The organism is Candidatus Vicinibacter proximus, assembly GCA_016713905.1.
GTDB classification, from domain to species: Bacteria; Bacteroidota; Bacteroidia; order Chitinophagales; family Saprospiraceae; genus Vicinibacter; species Vicinibacter proximus.
Genome location: JADJOE010000001.1, coordinates 1,153,142 through 1,172,660, shown reverse-complemented (window position 1 = coordinate 1,172,660; position 19,519 = coordinate 1,153,142). Strand labels below are relative to the sequence as shown.

Here is a 19,519-nt window from a genome sequence, read left to right as displayed (position 1 = left end):
GCTCTCGGTTTAATTTATTTCAGTTTTAAAAGGATTTGTTTTTTTCCTTTGGGTAAACATTTTCAGATAATCCATAAAATAAATTATCCTTACAGATATGCTATTGGATTGAGGAGCATCAATCAAATTAAAAACGTTTCTGAAATATCTATAATTAAACGCATCGTCTTGTTTGAAAATCTGATTTTTCCAGACGATGATGATGTCACTTCCCGGTGCAAATCGCCATGTGTATTGAAGATCTATATTAAATATATTTACATTTTGATCAAAGATTGGTTTGTTGGTTTTATCTAATCCCTGGTAACCAATGATCTGAACATTTCCGTCCTCTCTAAGTATCCCAAAATTATGGTAAATCACTTGATCCCAGTAATGCCTGATACTCAGATTTATTCCCATCTTGTTGTTAAAAATATATCTGGAGCCCAAAGAATTATCCACAATCCAACGATTTCTGTAACCCATTAAAATATCCTCTGTTTGGATTTCCGGAACAGGCTGATCTGCAAAATTTTTATTTACGTATCCCAGTTCTTTAAGATTTCTATTCACACCCCAATCTGCAAATAAGGAAAAATGATCGTTGAACCTCATTCTGGGTGAAAAGTTAAAATCATAATTTGAGCGACCCTGAGCATCAAAAAATCTAAATGAACCATTCACATCGAGTGCAAAAGCCTTGCGATAATCTGAAGAAAAAAAGCCACCAAATGTATAATTAACCGGCCACGCAAGATATTTGCTAAAGTCTGCAGTTCTTGGTTCAAAATAATCTCTGGTAACGATAGGCTCTAATCTGATGTTTACTCCAATGGCATTTCTGCTTTTCCACAGAATAAAAGTACTGAGATCAAGATAGAAATCACTGAATACAAAGGGTTCGTATAAACTGGTATATCGGGAACTGCCACTTACATTAACTTGTTGCAATTTACTATCAGCAGTTTTATATTGCGTGTGATCAACAGAAGCTAATATAGAATTTTCATTTGGGCTAAATAAAAATCCCAAATCATTTGGATCGTAATTTGCAGACTCAATAACCTGACCCAACGAATAAGTCCAATTACCACTTATTTTAGAAAATTCATAAGAGCTGCTGAACCCAAGGTCTATGGAATCGGAGAAATATTTTTGGGACAATACCCCTCGTCCTTTTGCAGAATATTTTTGATTTTTTGTTTTTAGTTCGAAGGATCCTCCTGTGACGTTGGCATCGTATTCTGATCCATTACGCAAAACATTTGTGTTCGTCACACTCACCACAGAATTATTTTTTAAGTTGCGATCTAAAACAAATACATTGTAATTAGTGAGTGGGTTTGTCAGAAATTTTCTTTCTTCTCCGCGTTCATTTTTTATAATCGCATATTCTTCCGATTCCACCGCGTTAAAAAAACCAATACCCATTCCCTTTTTTGTCCTACCGGAAATTTTTGTGGCATTATACAGTTGGGATATACTTGGATTTCTTACCAATACATCGGTTGGTGACAATTCATCATAAACTTTGAAATAATTAAATGGTTGGCCACCAACCCGTCTTGAATAGAATAGACTTTCTTTGTTAAACAATTCTGTTCCTTCGGTAAAAAATTGTCTATTCTCATTAAAAAAAATTTCAAACGGAGATAAATTCAAAACACGACGATCTGCAATGACCTGCCCAAAATCCGGTACCAATGTCATATCCAAAGTAAAAGCGTCATTTATCCCATATTTAAGATCTGCACCCATACTGTATGCAGGGTCAAGAATAAATCTCACTGATGCTGCTTCAGGCTGGTAATCTGAGTTCAAATAAGCCGATAAGTAAGGAGTAATGGACAACCTGACCGGAGATTTAATACCATCCAGGTGGTTCAATACGCCACTTTGCTGTACCCATCCGCTGATTAAAGGATCAATTGGATTCCAGTAGGAGGTCTCTCTGAATCTGCGTATTTCTCTGCCAAACTGAACATTCCATTCTTGTATGGATGACTTGGGAAAGCGAAGGGACGAATAGGGTATTTTAATTTCTATGGTCCAGCCGTTCTGGTCAATCTGGATCTCAGAATCCCATATTACGTCCCATTCCGAATCTTCTTCATTGTTGGATACAATATAGTCTGCCTGAACGCCAGCAGCATTCACTGCAAAGAGAAAACCGTTTAAACCACTTCTGTAGGAATCTATAAATACTTTAAACAAATCTGAATTACTGGAATTGTCTCTCAGGCACAACTCTTTAAGTATTTTATCGGGTTCAGGATCAAAAAGTCTTGCTCCGAAATAAACGGCATAATCATCATAAAGACAATATACTTTCGTTTCAAAACTTGCCGGTTTTCCTACCAATGGCTCAGTTTGAAAAAATCCTTCAGCGGTATCCGAAAAAGACCATTCTTTTTCAACCAGTCTACCATCAATACTAATGGGTTGATAAATTCTAACTGCTTGGAATAGTTTGGGCTTATCCAATGCCTGCAATGTTGACCACTGGAAGCAAATGATCAGAACAAGAGAAAAGAAAGAAGGCTTCCTTGGTTGAAGCATTTTGTCAAATTAAATAATAAATTAAGTGTTCCTAAATGACGGGCAGGTAAAGGTAAGCAGAATTTAAAACATGCACAACCCCCCAATTATCGAATCCAAATATTTTATTGTACCTGGCTTTATCCTAACCAGAGATATTAACCTGGTCCTTGGGGACCAAAATTTAATCTTGAAAAAATTTTTTTACTATAAACCACAGAAGATTTTGTATCTTTGAGATTATCTCGGGATAAACCACACCTTTTTTCATCCCCTCAGAGATATTCACTTCACTGAGTTTTATTTTTTTATTTAATCATTTAATACTCCTCTATTATGATTAGTAATGACTCATTTTTTAATAAAATTGCACAGTCGTTAGTTCTGTTTTTCTTTTTTTGCAATTACATTGTTTTTGCACAAAGTAACTGCATCCAGGTGGCCCCTACAGCCTGTTTGGGTGATTGCCTTCCTGTAAGCTACATAGGCATGAATTCCATTAATGCAAGCTATGATTGGTCCATCGATTGTGGAACCATCACGAATTCCACCCTGCAAAACCCGCACGATGCATGCTTCCTCAAAGCCGGATCATGCAGCATCCGATTAATTACTCAGGAACCGGGTCAAATGCCGGAAACATGCACTGTCCAAGTTTTGGTACATCCTATTCCGCTTGGCCAATTCAGCCCTGACGACAGCTTGTGTCTGGGTGATTGCAAATTGATTAACTTGCGTTTCACAGGAACACCTCCCTTCCGATTTACCATCAAAGACAATTCCGGAATAAATGGTTATACCAGCTTCTCCAATGGATACCAATTAAACGTCTGCCCATCTACTACCAATGTGTATGAATTAGTAGAAATAAAAGATCAGAATTGCACCAATGCAATGCCTTCGGCTTCAGTTAGCATAAAGGTTTTACCTGCATTGAATGGTTCCATTGTACAAGGCCCTGACAGCCTGTGTGCGTTTCCTTCCGGCTTGGATTACACCTGGATTTCCTGCAGTCAGCCCATTGTTTATTCCAAATCTCAATGCTTTCGTCCTCCTCAGGCTGGATGCTACTGTGTAATAATTGATAACGGAACGTGCAAGGATACGGTCTGCACTACCGTTCAATGCAATTTAACTTGCTCATTTGATTTTCAGGATACCATTACGGTCGGTGACACAGCATTGATTTTTTACACAGGCAATGGATCCAATAACAAACAACTGCGATGGACTCTGGATATTCCTGGCGGACCTGGAACGCAGACCTTTACAGGAGACAGTATTCGTGTTCCATATTTTGTGCCCGGGTGCTATCTAATACGACTGAATGTAAAGGATGGTAACTGCGAAGAAAATTGCACAGGAACTATTTGTGTAATCTCAAAACCATGCAAATGCGATACTTTTAACACCAATGTCCTCAAAAAAATATCTGTACTGCCAAATGGTTGTTGTTTTAACCTCAGCGGTAAAATAAGTTCCTATCATTGTTACAACAATATCTTGGTCACCGTAAGTGACGGGACCTTTTCAAACATCAATCCCAATAGTGCATCCGGATGGTCATTTGCAAATGTAAATTCAAAAACCTTTTATCTAAACCACAACAGCGGTTTCCTTCCTCCTGGCAAATTCAACGCTGCTGATTTTTGTGTCCAGGGTGCCGGGCAATACAGCATTACAGTACATTATATTTCCACAAGCGGAGGTAAAACAGATAGCTGCATTTATCAATATGTTCAAGACTGCCCAGCAAATCCTCAAAGTGCAAAATGTGATACCGCATTCAGCAGTTTTTTAGAAAAACAATATACGCTCCCGACATCCTGCTGCTTTGATATAAAGGCAGAAAATCCTAATTCAAATTTATTTACCAAAATTGAAGTGATTATTAATGGTGGAACATTCTCTTCCAGAAATGCCAATTTAGGCGCGGGATTTTTTCTTACACCATCTGCTAGCAACAGATTTTTTCTTAATCACAACTCCGGATTTATTCCTTCCGGATCCATAAAGCCCGGATCTTTTTGCATCAACACCAATCAAAACCCAGCACAGGTATTCCTCAGATATCATTTTACCACGCCACAAGGAAAAGATTCCTGCTCATTTGAATTTTTGGTAGGATGTCCTGGGATTCCCGTCCCAAATACTTGTTGTGATTCCTTAAAAAATGTTCAATTGTTGAGTAATGGACCAGCTGGTAATTGCTGCTTTAATTTTTCTGCCTATAACTCCAAATCAGCTTGTTTTTCAAAAATATGTTTTAAAACCAACTCAGGAAATTTTAGTCAGATTACCCCAAATCCTCTATGGTCCGTGCAGAATCTACCCGATGGTTTTTGCTTTATACCGAATGGTGGCATTATTCCCACCGGAAATATTCTCCCTGGTTCCTTCTGCGTAAATAGTGCAGTAAATCCATTTATAGTTACTGTGGACTTCTTTGACCCTGCAGGAAAAATACTGGATGCTTGCCGAAAAACATTTATAAAAAATTGCACCCCTCCTCCTAAAGTGTGCAAATGTGATTCGATCAAAACAAAAATCATTCAAAGTTCAGGGTCTAATGGAGAATGTTGTTACACGCTCTCTTCACAAATAAAGGGAGCCGATTGTTTCAGTTCTATTCAGCTTAGCTTAAGTAATGGTAAATTTACTAAAGTGGTCCCCGATCCAAATTATGATGTAATTGGAACTGATCAAAAATTCGATGTCACACACCAATCCGGATTTATTCCGGAAGGCAATAACTTGCCTGTGTCTTTTTGTGTCATAGATGCAGCACTTTATACCATAACGGTTAAATATTTCTTTTATAAAAATGGCATTAAAGACAGTTGCATGTATGCACAACAATTTGGCTGTACTCAGCCACCTAAATTCTGCAGTTGTGACTCTTTAAAAACAAAACTCCAACCACTTTCAAACGATAAGGGTGTATGCTGTTTTGTTGTGGATCAGTTCATACCTGGTCCTGATTGTTTTACCTCGCTTAAAATAAATCTCAGCAACGGTAAATTTATAAAAGTGGTGCCGGACATTAATCTAAAATACAGCGGTAATGCAAGTCAGATTTTATTAACCCATATATCCGGATTTTTACCTTCCGGACCTTCTTTACCTGTTAGTTTTTGTGTAGAAAATGCTTCCCAATATGTTATCACCAGAACTTATTATTTCAGCAAACTAGGTAAGCTAGACAGTTGTGTATACCATGACAACATCGATTGTCCCCAACCTCCTTTGGTTTGTAGTTGCGATTCTCTACAACATCAAATTATTCCACTGCAGGATTCTTCAGGAACTTGTTGTTATAAACTAAGTCAGCAAATTCCTCAGACAAATTGTTTCCAATTACTCAAATTAAATATCAGTAGTGGAACTTTTGAAAAATTAACCACAGGTACCGATTGGAACATTCTGGTAAATGATAAAAGTTTTACCCTGAGTCACCAATCCGGATATTTTCCATCCGGCCCATCAGTACCTGTTAACTTTTGCGTAAAAGGGTCCGGTAACTATACAATCTCCCTGTCTTATTACTATAGCTCCGGAGGAAAGGTGGACAGTTGTACGCATCAGCAAACCTTTAATTGTGTGCAACCACCTGGATTGGATACAGCCTGCACCACATCTGCTTGTCTTCCGGCACAAAAATCCTGGAATCTGATGGGACAAACCGGACATATCAAAGACATGTGTATCTATCAATGCAAACTTTATGTGGCTGGCAGCTTTAGCCAAATCGGGTCCACGAATGCAAATAATATTGCCGTCTGGGATGGCCATTTATGGAGTGCTGTGGGGTCTGGCATCAACGGCACTGTGAACGCTCTAACTGTGCACAATGGACTACTCTATGTTGGAGGAAAATTCGTCGAAGCTGGTGGACTGACAGATGCTAACCATATAGCTGTATGGAATGGAAATTCCTGGAATAAATTAGATAATGGCGTGATGGATTCAAGTAGTTTGGTATCCGTAAATGCTTTACTAAGTCATCCATTAGGATTGATAGTTGGCGGGTTTTTTAGTGAAGCCGGAAACTCGGTAAAAATTAATACCAAAAATATCGCCCGATGGAATGGTCTTAATTGGGAAGCCCCATTTTCGGCAAGTTTTAATGGTCCTGTAAACACACTTGAATTCTTTCAAAATCAACTTTACGCTGGTGGTGTTTTCAACATCCCCAACAATAATATTTCCTTATGGAATGGAACCAACTGGAGCAATCTTTTGAATGGGGTTAATCTTGATCCCCTAAACAAAGGGCAGGGCGTGACCACATTAAAAGAGTTTAACGGAAAATTAATGGTTGGCGGTAGATTTGAAAATGCGAATGGCATCAACAATACTAAACACATCGCCCAATGGAATGGCACAAATTGGTCTGCTCTCAATGGTGGTGATTTCAACAAGAGCACCGAAGGAATTTATGATTTGAGAGATTATGATCAAAAACTTTATGTGGCCGGAAATTTTATGGAAGCAGGAATGAAGACGATGTCAGGGGTGGCAGAATGGGATTCTCTGGATTGGAACAGTACCGCTCATTTAAATCAATTGGTAAGGGCGCTGGCATCCTATGATTCATGTGGAACCAAAACATGTGAACTAATTTCCGCAGGAGATGGATTTGTGAAGAACTGGGGTTGTATCAACAGTGGAATTGATCCTAAAAACTCTGAAATGGATATAAGAATCAGACCTAATCCGGTAAACGATGAATTATTCATCCAAATTTACGAAAAATGGACCAATGATCAAACTAGATTAAACATTATAAACTTGAACGGACAATTGATCAGGACAATAAACATTCCACCTAACCTCGAACAAAAAATTGAAGTTGCTGATCTCAAACAAGGAGTTTACATACTTGACTTTAGAAATGGAATAGGCCATTCGAAAATAATTAAACTGATTAAACTTTAATCATTGTTTACCCATTCGATCTTTAAAATGTGTATTGTTTTTGACACTATGAAATCCTGATAGTTAATTTGTTTATTCTCATGCTCTATTCAGATAGTCTAAAAAGCCTCCCATATTTTTGGGGGGCTTTTTAAATGTCCAAAATGATGACAATGTTTAAGTATTCAAGAATACCCTAAACTATAGTCACTCTAAAATAACTTTATACTAAACCAACATATATTTTGAAAATTTATTGAATTTCAAAATATATGTCACATACAATAAATTTGAAATAAAAGACATTGGCATCTTCTTTTTGTCATTTCTGTTGGTCGATATACAGAATATGTACGTTCAAACAATGTTGACCGCCCATATATTAATGCTTGTGCGCATTGATTTCTTACTTTAACGCGGCAATTTTTAAAGATTTTCCATAATCCTGAATCATGCCATATAAAAATAATTGCCAGTTTTTTTGGCCAACACATAGAAAATCTTATAAAATATACTATATCAGAAAAAATAATAATGGCAGAATAAACAAAATCCGGTAGAATTGTTAATAAGATATTAAGTTTGCCAGTTCAAACAAAACCTAATTTCAACTCATCCATGAATAAGCGATACTTTAAGATTACTTTGTTACTGGTTTTTACCCTGATAGCAGGGGTAAGTCTATTTTCACAAAGGATCATCACCGGAAAGGTCCAGGATGCCACTACCTCAGAACCAATTATTGGGGCGGCAGTTCAAGTGCAAAATACGACCATTGGTACCGTAACAGATGCAGATGGCAATTTCAGCATTAGTCTTTCGGATGGTGCGCAAAACCTTGTCATCACTTTTACAGGATATACCACTTTGATTCAAAGCATTGGGGTAGAAAACAACTATCTCATTCAGTTAAAACCAGGATTATTATTGGATGAGGTAATTCTTATCGGTTATGGTACTCAGAAGAAAACGGACAAGACTGGGGCGGTTTCTATGGTTAAGGCGGATGAGCTCAATGTTGGTAGTCTTCAGGATCCTGTGCAAGCTTTACAGGGAAAGGCAGCAGGTGTTACCATTTCGAAACAAGGCGGAGATCCTAATGGTGGTTTTTCTGTAAACATCAGGGGCGCCTCCGGTTTTACCAGTGGAACAGGCCCGTTGTTTGTAGTGGACGGAGTGCCGGGTGTTGACCCTACGACCATCTCCCCAAATGACATTGAATCCTATAACGTCTTAAAGGATGCCTCTTCCACAGCCATATATGGGGCAAGAGGTTCCAATGGTGTCATCATCATCACCACCAAAAATGCAGGACTTTCCAAATCAAAAGATCGCATCAACCAAATAGAATATAATGGCCAGGTATCCGTGGACCAGACAGCAAGAAGACTGGATTTTCTTACTGGGGATCAAATCAGAGATTTTGCAGCAAAGACCGGCAGAACATTCATTGATAATGGTGCAAACGTGGATTGGTTGGACGAAATATACCGCACAGGTTTGCTGCATGACCAGACGCTGTCCTTCTCCAGCTCAGATGCTAATTCAAATTATAGAGCATCCATTTCGCATTTAAATATTGATGGATTGCTTCTTGGATCTGCCAAGCAAAGAAGTATAGGCCGATTGAATTTTACCCAAAAAGGTCTTCAGGACAAACTTACTGTTCAGGCAAGACTTTCCGGAACGGTAGAGAACAATAATTATGTTAATTACGGAGGAGGAATTTCACCTACCAATATAATTTATCAGGCTTTTAGAAGAAGCCCAACAGATCCGGTGTACAATACGGATGGTAGTTATTTTGAGACAGACAGATCCTTCCAGTATTTTAATCCAGTGGCCATCATCAAGGAAACTCAAAATGAACGTGAAGCGAAAAGGATTTTTGGAAATTTCAGAGCTGATTTAGAGATATTCAGGGGACTTTCTGCTGCAGTTAACCTTGCCTACATTCGTGATGACGATGAAAGTTTTTATTACGAACCAAGTTATGCTGCATCCAATTTCACCAAAGGATTTGGCAAGAGATCTTACAATAATTATCAGTCAAAAATTATTGAAACCACATTAAATTATTCCACCAATATTTCACAAAAACACCAACTTCAATTGTTGGGTGGACATTCTTACCAAAAAGATGGTTACGATGGATTTACTGCCCAGGGAAAAGAAGCACTTTCAGATTATTTAAAATCCTATAATCTTGGAGCGTTGTTGAATTTGGAACCGGGAAGTATTTCTTCCTACAAGAACGAATTTTTGCTCGCATCTTTTTTTGGTCGTGCAGTTTATGATTTTGACAAAAAATATTTTATTACTGCGACGATTAGAAGAGATGGTTCGTCTAAGTTTGGCAAAAACAATGAATGGGGCTGGTTTCCTTCGGCCTCTGTGGGTTGGAATCTGGTCCGTGAATCATTCCTCAGTGATGTAGGTTTTTTGGAAGAACTTAAATTGCGGGTAGGATATGGAATTGCAGGAAATCAAAATATTCCTACGAATGTGGATCAGATATTTTTTATTCCTGCCGGGACAGCCATCAATCCGGAAAATGGAAATAAAGTAATTTCATTTCAAAATCTTGGCGGTGTAAATCCAAATCCAGATTTAAAATGGGAAGAGAATGTAGAATTAAACATCGGTTTGGATTTTGGCATCTTGAAAAACCGAATCAGCGGATCCATTGAAGTGTATCAAAAGACCACACGCGATTTGATCTATAACTATGAGCTGCCAGTTCCACCAAATAAAAACAGATACATATTTGCAAATGCAGGAAAAATAAAAAACAATGGTATTGAAGCAAGCATTCAAACCTTTGTGGTGGATATGAAAAATTTTGATTGGCGATCCAATCTGGTGTTCAGTGCCAACGAACAAAAAACCACAGAGCTTGCAAATGATAAATATGATCTGAACGAAATTAAAACTCTGTATGTTTCCGGACGCGGACTGGTAGGTGGTGAGAACTATACACAAATCATTAAACCAGGTTTAGAATTGGGCACCTTTTATCTCCCTGAATATGCAGGCCTAACCGAAGATGGAAAATTTCTTTTTTACACTGCCGCAGGTGGAGTGACCAGAGATCCGGCAAGAGCGGAGAGAAGAGTAGTCGGAAATGCACAACCTGATTTTACCATTGGCTGGTCCAATTATTTTAAATTAGGTAGATCTTTTGATGCTAGTTTTTCAGTCCGGGCTGTTGTGGGATTTGATGTACTTAATGTCACCAGAATGGTATTCAGTAATCCTGCAGATCTTCCTACATTGAATGTATTGGAGGAAGCATTAACAGAGTATGACAAGGGTCTTACCAGTTCGCCGATTGTAAGCGATTATTATCTGGAAGATGGCACTTTCCTAAAACTTGACAATGTCAATATTGGCTACAATTTCAAAACTGGAAATTCCAAGTATCTGAAAAATTTAAGAGTCTATGTGGCAGGGACAAACCTTCTGACCATTACCGGATACAGTGGACTGGATCCTGAATTAAGTTATGGTGGTATTGAATTCGGAAGGGACCAATACGATGTTTATCCTAAAGCCAGAAGTATTGCATTTGGAATTAACGCAAGTTTTTAAATCTTCAAATCTGATTCACAAAAAGTAAAAACATGAAAAAAATATATTTTATTTCTGCTTTAATATTCTCACTTTCCTGTACCAAACTGGATGAAAAGATATTTGACAAAATTCCGGAAAGCGAGTTTCCTGAAAACGAAGAGCAGGCTGCATTAAATATTATTCCAACCTATAAGGAACTTGCGGACCTCATAGATGATGCGGGATGGTGGTTTTGGGCACAAGAGGTGACCAGTGATGAAATTGTATTTCCCGTGAGGCTTACAGATTGGGAAGATGGAGGTAAATGGAGAGTCTTGCATACCCATGAATGGAATAACAATGTGGATGCTGTAAATTCTATGTGGTCACAGATGTATGATGGCGTGTTTGAAGCAAATAAAGCCATTGATGAACTCATCCCGTTTCAGGCTGCTGAAGCAGCGAAAGTAAACATTGCAAAATTGAAAACCCTGAGGGCTTTTTATTTGTATTTGTTGATGGACAATTATGGGGATGTACCTTTGGTTACCTCATTTTTTACGGCCGATCCACAACCAAAGAAAAATAAACGAGCTGAAATTTTTGATTTCCTGATCAAAGATTTAAAGGAAAGCCTTCCTTATCTCCAAGTGAACACTAAAAAATTTGCAGTTTCCAAAGGACTTGCTTATGCCATTATGGCTAAACTTTATTTGAATGCGGAAATTTATACTGGCACTCAAAAATGGGCAGAGGCTGAATCATATTGTGACAGTATCATACAATTAGGAATCTATAATCTGGAAGCTAAACCCTTGCTTCCATTTGTAAAAAATAATGAAAATTCCATTGAAAACATATTCACCATTCCATTCGATTCAAAAAGTTTGAAAGGATTCCGTTTGCATATGAGGACACTTCATTACTTGATGAATCAAACCTTTGACATGTTGGTTGGACCATGGAACGGATGTGCTGCAGTGGAAGATCATTACAATACTTTTACGAATGACGACCTTAGAAAACAAGGATTTATTGTTGGACCACAATTTACTTCTACAGGTCAGCCATTGTTTGATGAAACAGCTGGAAAACCTTTGGTCATCAATCCTAAAATTCCCGCATTGATCATGGATGGTTCTTATACATTCGAACAAATCAGAATGTCCGGTGCCAGAATAGGTAAATTTGAAATTGCAGCAGGTACAGATGAAAATCTGGACAACGACTTTCCGCTTTTTAGATATGCAGACATCCTTTTAATGGGCGCAGAAGCAAAAATCAGACAAGGAAAAAATGGAGACAATCTAGTCAATCAGGTTCGCCAAAGAGCCGGTGTATCTGCATGGACAGGTACTACTTTAGACATGATCCTTGCTGAGAGAGGGAGGGAAATGTTTGCTGAGGGGCACAGAAGACAAGATCTCATTCGTTTTAAGAAATTCAATAATGCCTGGTGGGCAAAACCGGCAAGTGCTCCGGAAAGGAATTTATTTCCAATTCCTCAATGGGCCATTGATGCCAATCCAAATTTAGGTTTGTAAAATTTTATTCATTAACTATAAATCTTTAAAAATGTCTAAGGAAAATTTTTTAAACTTTTGCTCTAAGTACCTTCTGTTGACGATGGTCGCTTCTTTGAGCTTCTGGATGACCGGATGCTCAGATGACGACGATACCGGCGGTGGTGGAACAGTAGTAGAAGATGGGCTTTATGTAAAAGGTGCAGGTACCGGATTTGCGGATTTCAGTACCAAAGCTTTATTTAAAGTTACTAAAAATGAAGTTCTGCAAGAAGACAGAACCAATTTGTTGGAGTTATATATTCCAGTTAAAGCAGGTGCTGATGGTTTCAACATCGTTAGTGTCTCCGGAACTACACGTAAAACCTATGGACCGGGTGCAGATTTCAAAATTGTAGAAACTGCTGCATTGGATGTGGATGAACCAAAAGATGGACTTTGGAAAGGTAATTTGGTAGAATCTACTACCCCATTTACTGTTCCGGAAGATGGTTTATATCATGTTATTGTGGATTTAGGTGTAAATAAAGTAGCCATCGCCAGAGTAAAATATGGTTTGATAGGCGGCGCAACACCAGGTGGATGGAGTACCAATACACCAATGAATACTACTTTCAATTTGACTAAAATGGAATTTGAGGCAACTGATGTGCTCATGTTAAAAAATGACTGGAAATTCCGTTATTCAAATGGATGGAAAATCAATATCGATACTGAGTTTGATCTTGGTGGCGGTAAGAAAGGGATTAAGGCAAATTCAAATCTGGGTGGAACGGTTGCTGCACTTACCGCAGGTGGTGCAAATATTGCAAATACTGTTTACGGCTTATACAAATTCACTTTAACTTATGAAGTGGGTAAAGGTTTTACAGCAACGCAAACCAAAACCGGTGACGGACCTCCTCTTGCTGAATATCCTGAAAAACTATACATGATCGGTGATGCAGTTGGTGGATGGGATTGGGCAACCATTGACCTTCCTATGGTTCCGGTGCACAGCCATCCAGAATTATTCTGGAAAATTGTAAGAATGGAAGGAACCGGTGGATTCAAGTTTGCACCAGGCAGAGAGTGGAAAGGAGACTTTGGCGTTAAAGGAACCGCAACAAATGGTGTTTACGGTAAAGGAACTGACAACGTTTCTGCTCCAACTGCACCAGGAAATTACCTTGTGGTAGTGAACCTTAAAGATGAAACCATTGAAGTTATCGACGCTGCAGTTTACCTGATTGGTGATTGCGTTGGTGGATACGATGCTGCAAAACCGGAAAATAAATTTACTTCCGGAACAGATGTGACCATTACCAAAGCATTGAGTGCAGGAGATTTACGTATTCATGTTGCTTCGCCTACCTTGAAATGCGATTGGTGGCAAGCAGAGCTGATGGTACTGAACGGAAAGATTGAGTTCCGAGGCACCGGAAATGATCAGGCAAGAGTTAATGTAGCTGCGGGAAGTCATACGATTACACTTAATTTTAAAGACGGAACCGGAAGCGTTCAATAGTATTTTTTATTATTAAAAATTAGAAAAAGGGAAGGCCTATATGGTCTTCCCTTTTTTTTGTTTGGTCTCAGTTCGTCACAGATTTAAAATGCAATGCGATACGACGTTAGGATATTAAATGCGAACTGCTTAATCGATATTTTCATTACCCCTTTGATTAAAAGTAGTGCCTATAAAAACTTTCGAAAATTTCAAGCCGGGAGGCTCGAAATAACCGCTTTTGGTTGTCGCAGTTTTAAACTGCGATGCAATAGGACTATAGCATTTTAAATGCGGCCTGATCATTAATATTTTCATGATTAAGTTGATTAAAAGGGGCACCCATAAAACTATCGTAAATTTTAAGCCGGTAGGCTCGAAATAACCAGTTTTGCGATATTCAGATTATAAAAAGAAAAAAGCCCCGACCAAGGACCGGAGCTTAATTCAGGTAAGGTTATAATTTTAAAATCACCTCACGGCAATTTTATAGTCTATGTTGTTGTAAGTTACCGTTCCATTTTGGTTAGGACTAGCCTGTATGTTGTGCATAATTCCTGCAACATGTGGTGCTGCCATGGAAGTCCCACTTAAGGTAGCATAAGTGCCATCCTTGTAAGTAGAATATACACTGGAGCCGGTTGCAATCCAATCCACCGGAGGTACGCCATAGTTAGAAAATGAAGACCAGGCTTTTGCACAAGTCATAGATGCAGTGGTATGAATATTTGTGGCATTTGCACAAGCTGGGGTGTACAAAGCGGCATTTGCAGCAGAATTTCCTGAAGCTATTGCAATACGGGTACCCGCAGCACTCATATTTTTTAAAGCAGCAGAATAGGAAGAATTTGCATCACAATTTGCACCCCAGTATCCTCCAAGACTTAAATTTACTACATCACCTGGTTCGTCATTTGCAGCAACATGATTAAGTCCTGATAATATAGCGGAGGTGGTTCCTGAACCTTGACAATTTAAAACCCTAACAGGCACCACCCGAGCTCCGGCTGAAACCCCAACTACACCAATGTCATTGTTCTTGGCGGCAGCAATCCCTGAACAATGTGTACCATGTCCATGGCAGTCATCGGCACTTTTGCTTCCTTTTACAAATGATTTTGCATACTGGCTTCCAGTCTCTACATTCAGATCAGGATGATCGAGATCGATTCCTGTGTCCACGATCCAAATCCATTTGGATGAAGCGCTACCGTCCGCAGATCCTCCTGCATTGGTGATGCCGCACGGTGTAGATTGTGCTCTGAGCCCTACATTCTGATATTCCAGTGTGGTTTCAGGGAGATTCACGATCATGTCCTGTTCGATTTGTTTTACATTAGGATGGTTTCGCAATTGTGTAAGCTGGTTGTTGTCCAAAACTGCTGAAAATCCAATCATCAATTCGGCATATACATCAATGATGGCATCTGGTCTAATCCCCATCGGTGAGACAATCTCAAGAATTCTATCCTTTACTATTTGTTTGCGGGTTTCGCCAACTGATGGCCTTTGTGCCCTTTGAACATCGGCAGAATTTAGTTTACTCAGGTCGACCAAATTGTCTTCAAACAAAATGATGTATTGGTTGCTGATGACCTGACCAGGTGGGGTGAATAAAGGTGCAATGTATTGTTCTGTTGTTTCGTGCTTACATGCAGCTAGCATGAGCAACAAACAGAATAAAAGTTTAAAACTTTGAATACTTGGCGTTAGTTTCATCTGTAATAATTTAAGTTAGTCAACAAAAATACTGCATTAACTTAAATTTACAAACTATTCATGACACAATAATCACTTTTTTCAAAACTTACTATTTTGATTAAGCAGCCCTATCTTACAATCAACAATGGCTCCGTCTTTTGTGCATTGCCCTGTTGAAGTCTGATGTAATAATTGCCCGGTGCGTACCCTTCATTTTCCAAACTGAACTGATGGGTACCGTTTTGCAATTTGCCGGAAAATAAAATTTTAGCCAGTCGGCCTAATGGATCTATCAACTGTAACTGAGCTACACCATCTGTGCCAGTTGCAATTTGAATATTTGTAAAAGAAGTCATTGGATTTGGGCTGGCGATGATTTGCAGAGCATCTTCGGCATCTTTAAGATTCTTGGTATCCGTAGTGCTGCACTCATTTTTTATCAGTGGAAGTGCCTGGAAATTTTTTAAGAGAATTCTTTGCAGACTATCATCCTTGACACAGAACCAATCCTTGAGCACTGATGCATACACAGACCGGAAATCATACTGCATGGGCAGATTGTCATTTTCTGTAACGGTCGAAGGAATAATTGGATTGTTGCCTGTAATTCCGCCTCTTGCCTTTGAACCAAATACAAACAAAGGCGCTGCAGCACCATGATCTGTTCCTACGCTGTCGTTGGATTTAATCCTTCTTCCAAATTCAGAAAAAGTCATACCCATGACACGATGTGCCACGTTCATGAGTTCTATATCACGCTGAAATGAAAAAACGGCATCACTCAGTAATTTCAAGAGGTTGGCATGCGCTCCCGTAGCGTTGTTACCGGTAACCACCTGATCAGAATGGGTATCAAAGCCGTATAGATTTACCAAATACAATCTGGTTTTGAGGCCACCATTAATCAGGCGTGCGATCACTTTCAGCGTATCCGCTAAATAATTTCCTGCAGGGTAATTTCCGAGATTATTACCTTTTAAAAAACCTTTAACAAGCGTATCCGCGTAGGTTTTGGATTGTCGGCTTATAGTTCGGATGTAATTCAATTCATGACCGAGTGGTGTTGCTGGTGGAGGATCACTTAATCCGGTTGGCCATGCCCCAAAAATGTCCGGATTGGACACATTCATGGACATTTGAGCATTTGGACCCTGAAAAAGCAACGGAAGATTAGCCCCTACCTGGATGGCTAACGGATCAGGATTTGCAGCATTCGGATAATCGAGCGGAAAACCCGGAAATTCTTCATTCAGATACCTTCCGAGCCAACCAGAGTCGAGGTATTGATTGGCTTCGCTGGCGCTTGCCCAAATGTCTGTTGCCCTGAAGTGTGAAAAATTTGGATTTGGGTAGCCCACAGATTGTACGATGTTTACTTTCCCTTCATTAAAAAGAGTCTGCATACCGGTCATGGCAGGATGAAGTGCAGTATTGGCAAATCCGTTTAGTTTCAACAATTGATTTTGTGGCAACAAAACATTTTTTCGGGCCGCATCCAGTCGGCTGTAATTATCTACAGGTACTACCGTATTCAATCCATCATTACCTCCTCCGAGATAAATAAGCACCATCACATGATCTGTTTCCAATCCAGGATTCAGGACAGATTGCAGCCATGCATTATTGCTGTGTGCCTGCAGCGGAATACCATTGATCATGGAAGGCACTACAACACTTGCGGCGGCGGCGGATTTTATAAACTTACGACGTTTCATGTTTCTTAATTTAGGATAGATGATATTCTGCTTGGCTAATGATTTCTTTAAAGAGGGCATTTAATCTCAGGGTCACTGCATTTTTTAAGGCAGGATCTGTTGGATTTCCGGTATATTCTAACCAGATGTCTGTCCAATAACTGTCCCCGGGAAGTCCCTGAATTAGAAAAGATTTTAAATATTGAATGGAAGTATCTGAAAGGGTATAATTGTACAAGATGGCCACAGAATCTTTCACCAACTGCAAGGCATCTTGTGGTTGTGAAAAGCTGGATGCCAGAATTATGGGATCTACTTTTAAGGAAATTCCATTAAACTCTACCCCTTTGCTGCTGGTAATATTTTCTGCCACCCTGTTGCGGTTTGCAAGCGTATCTGCATTGATCCAAATCTCATGAAACTGGGGAGACTGATACCAGGCCTGCCATCCGGAAACTACCGGTGGATCGGCTATGTTTAATCCCTGATAAGCAGACAAAGAGGCTATAAGCCCCCAGGATAAATACTGATTTACCAGATTGGATTGGTCGGGAAATTTAATAGAAAATTCTTTGGTCAACCCAATTGAATAATCCAAAGGACTCTTGATGATACAACCCACACTGAGCATATCATAAAAATGCTCTGACTTAAACAAAGTCTCTACTACTTTTTTGTTGTCGTATCCTGACGATTTATAAAGGTCTGCAAGTGGTCTAATGACATTCATCTCTACATCATTTGGAATTTCGTAATACACGAAAAACTGGTATAATTTACGCACCATGTGTCGTGCAGTTTCAATATTGTCGGTGAGCATGTTAATCAGCTCATCCAATTCCTGTTCTCCTGCCGGACCAAATTTTCCGGTGATGGTTTTATTGTTGTAGAAAGTTGAAAATCTTTTGGTAGATAGATCGTGCTGATTAAAGTCAAAATAATAGGAAATCGGTGTGGTCAATGGATTAATCCGATAGCCCGTAAGAACTTTCGCAGCAGCTTTCACATCATCTTCTGTCCAGGTAGCATCCGGTCCTTTTCCAATGGTAAAAAGTTCCTGTAATTCGCGAGCGTAATTTTCATCTGGTGCAGCCTTGCTGTTCAGCTGGCCATTTAGATACCGGAGCATTGCCGGATCAACGGATACCAGCTTCACCATGGTTTTAAAATTACCCAATGCATTTTCTCTGAGTAGTTTATAATAATAATACATCGCCTGTGCGATCTGAACCGTATCTGCCTCCAATGCAAAGTGATTAAACCAGAAAAGGGTTAATTTTTCTGTAATGGTCATTTTCTGATGGATCATATTTCCGGCCCACCAGGCTTTAAACACATCCGTCCGAGCCTGATAATATTGCGGTGGAATGGGAGTGACAGCGGGGGCATTGATAAAGGTCTGTCCGTAAGGGGTTGTCGGATCGGGTTCTGCCGGTGTGCTGTACACATTCAGGGGTGGGGATGGAATAGGATCTTTAGCCCCGGCGGTATCCAGCAATTTGTCTACTGCTGCATTCATACCCAGAGATAACAACTGGTCCACTTCCGATTTCCTAACCCCGAAGGTGGCTCTTCTCAACAGATGCACAACCTGTGTAGTGGTCCAGGGTCCTGTATAAGGATTGATTCCCGATTGCGGATCTGGCCGCATACTTTGATTCAATCCACCAAACATCCTTACAAATTCTGATCTTTTCATGACATAATATTCTGAGATGATGATTCGATTCTACTTTTAACAAAATAATGAGTGGAAATATTATTTCTATTATTCGATTTGCTCAAATCGATAAGCTAAATCAAGTTTAAAAATACAATCAAAAAGGATATCCTGAACTTCTTATTGCACTTTAAGAAAAATTTAATATTCCATCAAACACAAGTCTAAAAAAGAGGCAAGTTGAAAATTTTGGGAGAAACCAGTTTTGCTGACCCCGTTTGTCACTAAAGTTGTCCTAAATTCCATCCTTTTATTCACATTGTTCTTTTTTGTCTTAATACAAAAAAGAACCAAAAAAAATCAAGGCTGTTTTCATTTCTTAACGCAAAAACTGATCTAAAAAGCTAAACAAAATGAACTCGCCTTAATCATCCATAATAGCTCTTGGTCTTACTGTCATAAATTT

8 protein-coding genes are annotated in these 19,519 nt (G+C 39.1%); 4 read left to right on the top strand and 4 right to left on the bottom strand.

Annotation, left to right across the window (positions count from 1 at the left end; genetic code table 11):
- Window positions 1-9: 9 nt before the first annotated feature.
- Window positions 10-2,541 (bottom strand): carbohydrate binding family 9 domain-containing protein, encoded by a 2,532-nt coding sequence (locus tag IPJ83_04605; GenBank protein ID MBK7879825.1) that lies wholly within the window; start codon window positions 2,539-2,541, stop codon window positions 10-12.
- Window positions 2,542-2,856: 315 nt separating this feature from the next.
- On the opposite strand from IPJ83_04605, the gene IPJ83_04600 reads away from it, so the two are divergent.
- From IPJ83_04600 to IPJ83_04585, 4 genes are all read left to right on the top strand, one after another.
- Window positions 2,857-7,458 (top strand): T9SS type A sorting domain-containing protein, encoded by a 4,602-nt coding sequence (locus IPJ83_04600; GenBank protein MBK7879824.1) that lies wholly within the window; start codon window positions 2,857-2,859, stop codon window positions 7,456-7,458.
- A 597-nt stretch (window positions 7,459-8,055) separates the two neighbouring features.
- Complete coding sequence (locus IPJ83_04595) at window positions 8,056-11,028, top strand: SusC/RagA family TonB-linked outer membrane protein (GenBank protein MBK7879823.1); 2,973 nt, start codon at window positions 8,056-8,058, stop codon at window positions 11,026-11,028.
- Between the two features lie 32 nt (window positions 11,029-11,060).
- Window positions 11,061-12,533 carry a RagB/SusD family nutrient uptake outer membrane protein gene (locus tag IPJ83_04590; protein ID MBK7879822.1) on the top strand — a complete coding sequence of 491 codons (1,473 nt, stop codon included), beginning with the start codon at window positions 11,061-11,063 and terminating at the stop codon, window positions 12,531-12,533.
- Between the two features lie 31 nt (window positions 12,534-12,564).
- Window positions 12,565-14,019: a SusF/SusE family outer membrane protein gene (locus tag IPJ83_04585; GenBank protein MBK7879821.1), complete on the top strand. Its 1,455-nt coding sequence runs from the start codon at window positions 12,565-12,567 to the stop codon at window positions 14,017-14,019.
- A gap of 450 nt (window positions 14,020-14,469) precedes the next feature.
- Here IPJ83_04585 and IPJ83_04580 read toward each other — a convergent pair whose 3' ends face one another.
- The 3 genes from IPJ83_04580 to IPJ83_04570 form a co-directional block, all read right to left on the bottom strand.
- The gene (locus IPJ83_04580; GenBank protein ID MBK7879820.1) at window positions 14,470-15,717 is read right to left on the bottom strand and encodes a S8 family serine peptidase; all 1,248 of its coding nucleotides are present in this window, start codon (window positions 15,715-15,717) and stop codon (window positions 14,470-14,472) included.
- 110 nt (window positions 15,718-15,827) lie between these two features.
- A complete protein-coding gene (locus tag IPJ83_04575) occupies window positions 15,828-17,414 on the bottom strand; it encodes a DUF1501 domain-containing protein (protein MBK7879819.1) in 1,587 nt (528 codons plus the stop codon).
- A gap of 10 nt (window positions 17,415-17,424) precedes the next feature.
- Window positions 17,425-19,092: a DUF1800 domain-containing protein gene (locus IPJ83_04570; protein ID MBK7879818.1), complete on the bottom strand. Its 1,668-nt coding sequence runs from the start codon at window positions 19,090-19,092 to the stop codon at window positions 17,425-17,427.
- Window positions 19,093-19,519 lie beyond the last annotated feature (427 nt).

What these genes read in the sequence shown, in the direction of transcription:
- IPJ83_04605 (MBK7879825.1), bottom strand. Translation starts at nt 2,541, where the DNA reads ATGCTTCAACCAAGGAAGCCTTCTTTCTTTTCTCTTGTTCTGATCATT.
- IPJ83_04600 (MBK7879824.1), top strand. Translation starts at nt 2,857, where the DNA reads ATGATTAGTAATGACTCATTTTTTAATAAAATTGCACAGTCGTTAGTT.
- IPJ83_04595 (MBK7879823.1), top strand. Translation starts at nt 8,056, where the DNA reads ATGAATAAGCGATACTTTAAGATTACTTTGTTACTGGTTTTTACCCTG.
- IPJ83_04590 (MBK7879822.1), top strand. Translation starts at nt 11,061, where the DNA reads ATGAAAAAAATATATTTTATTTCTGCTTTAATATTCTCACTTTCCTGT.
- IPJ83_04585 (MBK7879821.1), top strand. Translation starts at nt 12,565, where the DNA reads ATGTCTAAGGAAAATTTTTTAAACTTTTGCTCTAAGTACCTTCTGTTG.
- IPJ83_04580 (MBK7879820.1), bottom strand. Translation starts at nt 15,717, where the DNA reads ATGAAACTAACGCCAAGTATTCAAAGTTTTAAACTTTTATTCTGTTTG.
- IPJ83_04575 (MBK7879819.1), bottom strand. Translation starts at nt 17,414, where the DNA reads ATGAAACGTCGTAAGTTTATAAAATCCGCCGCCGCCGCAAGTGTTGTA.
- IPJ83_04570 (MBK7879818.1), bottom strand. Translation starts at nt 19,092, where the DNA reads ATGAAAAGATCAGAATTTGTAAGGATGTTTGGTGGATTGAATCAAAGT.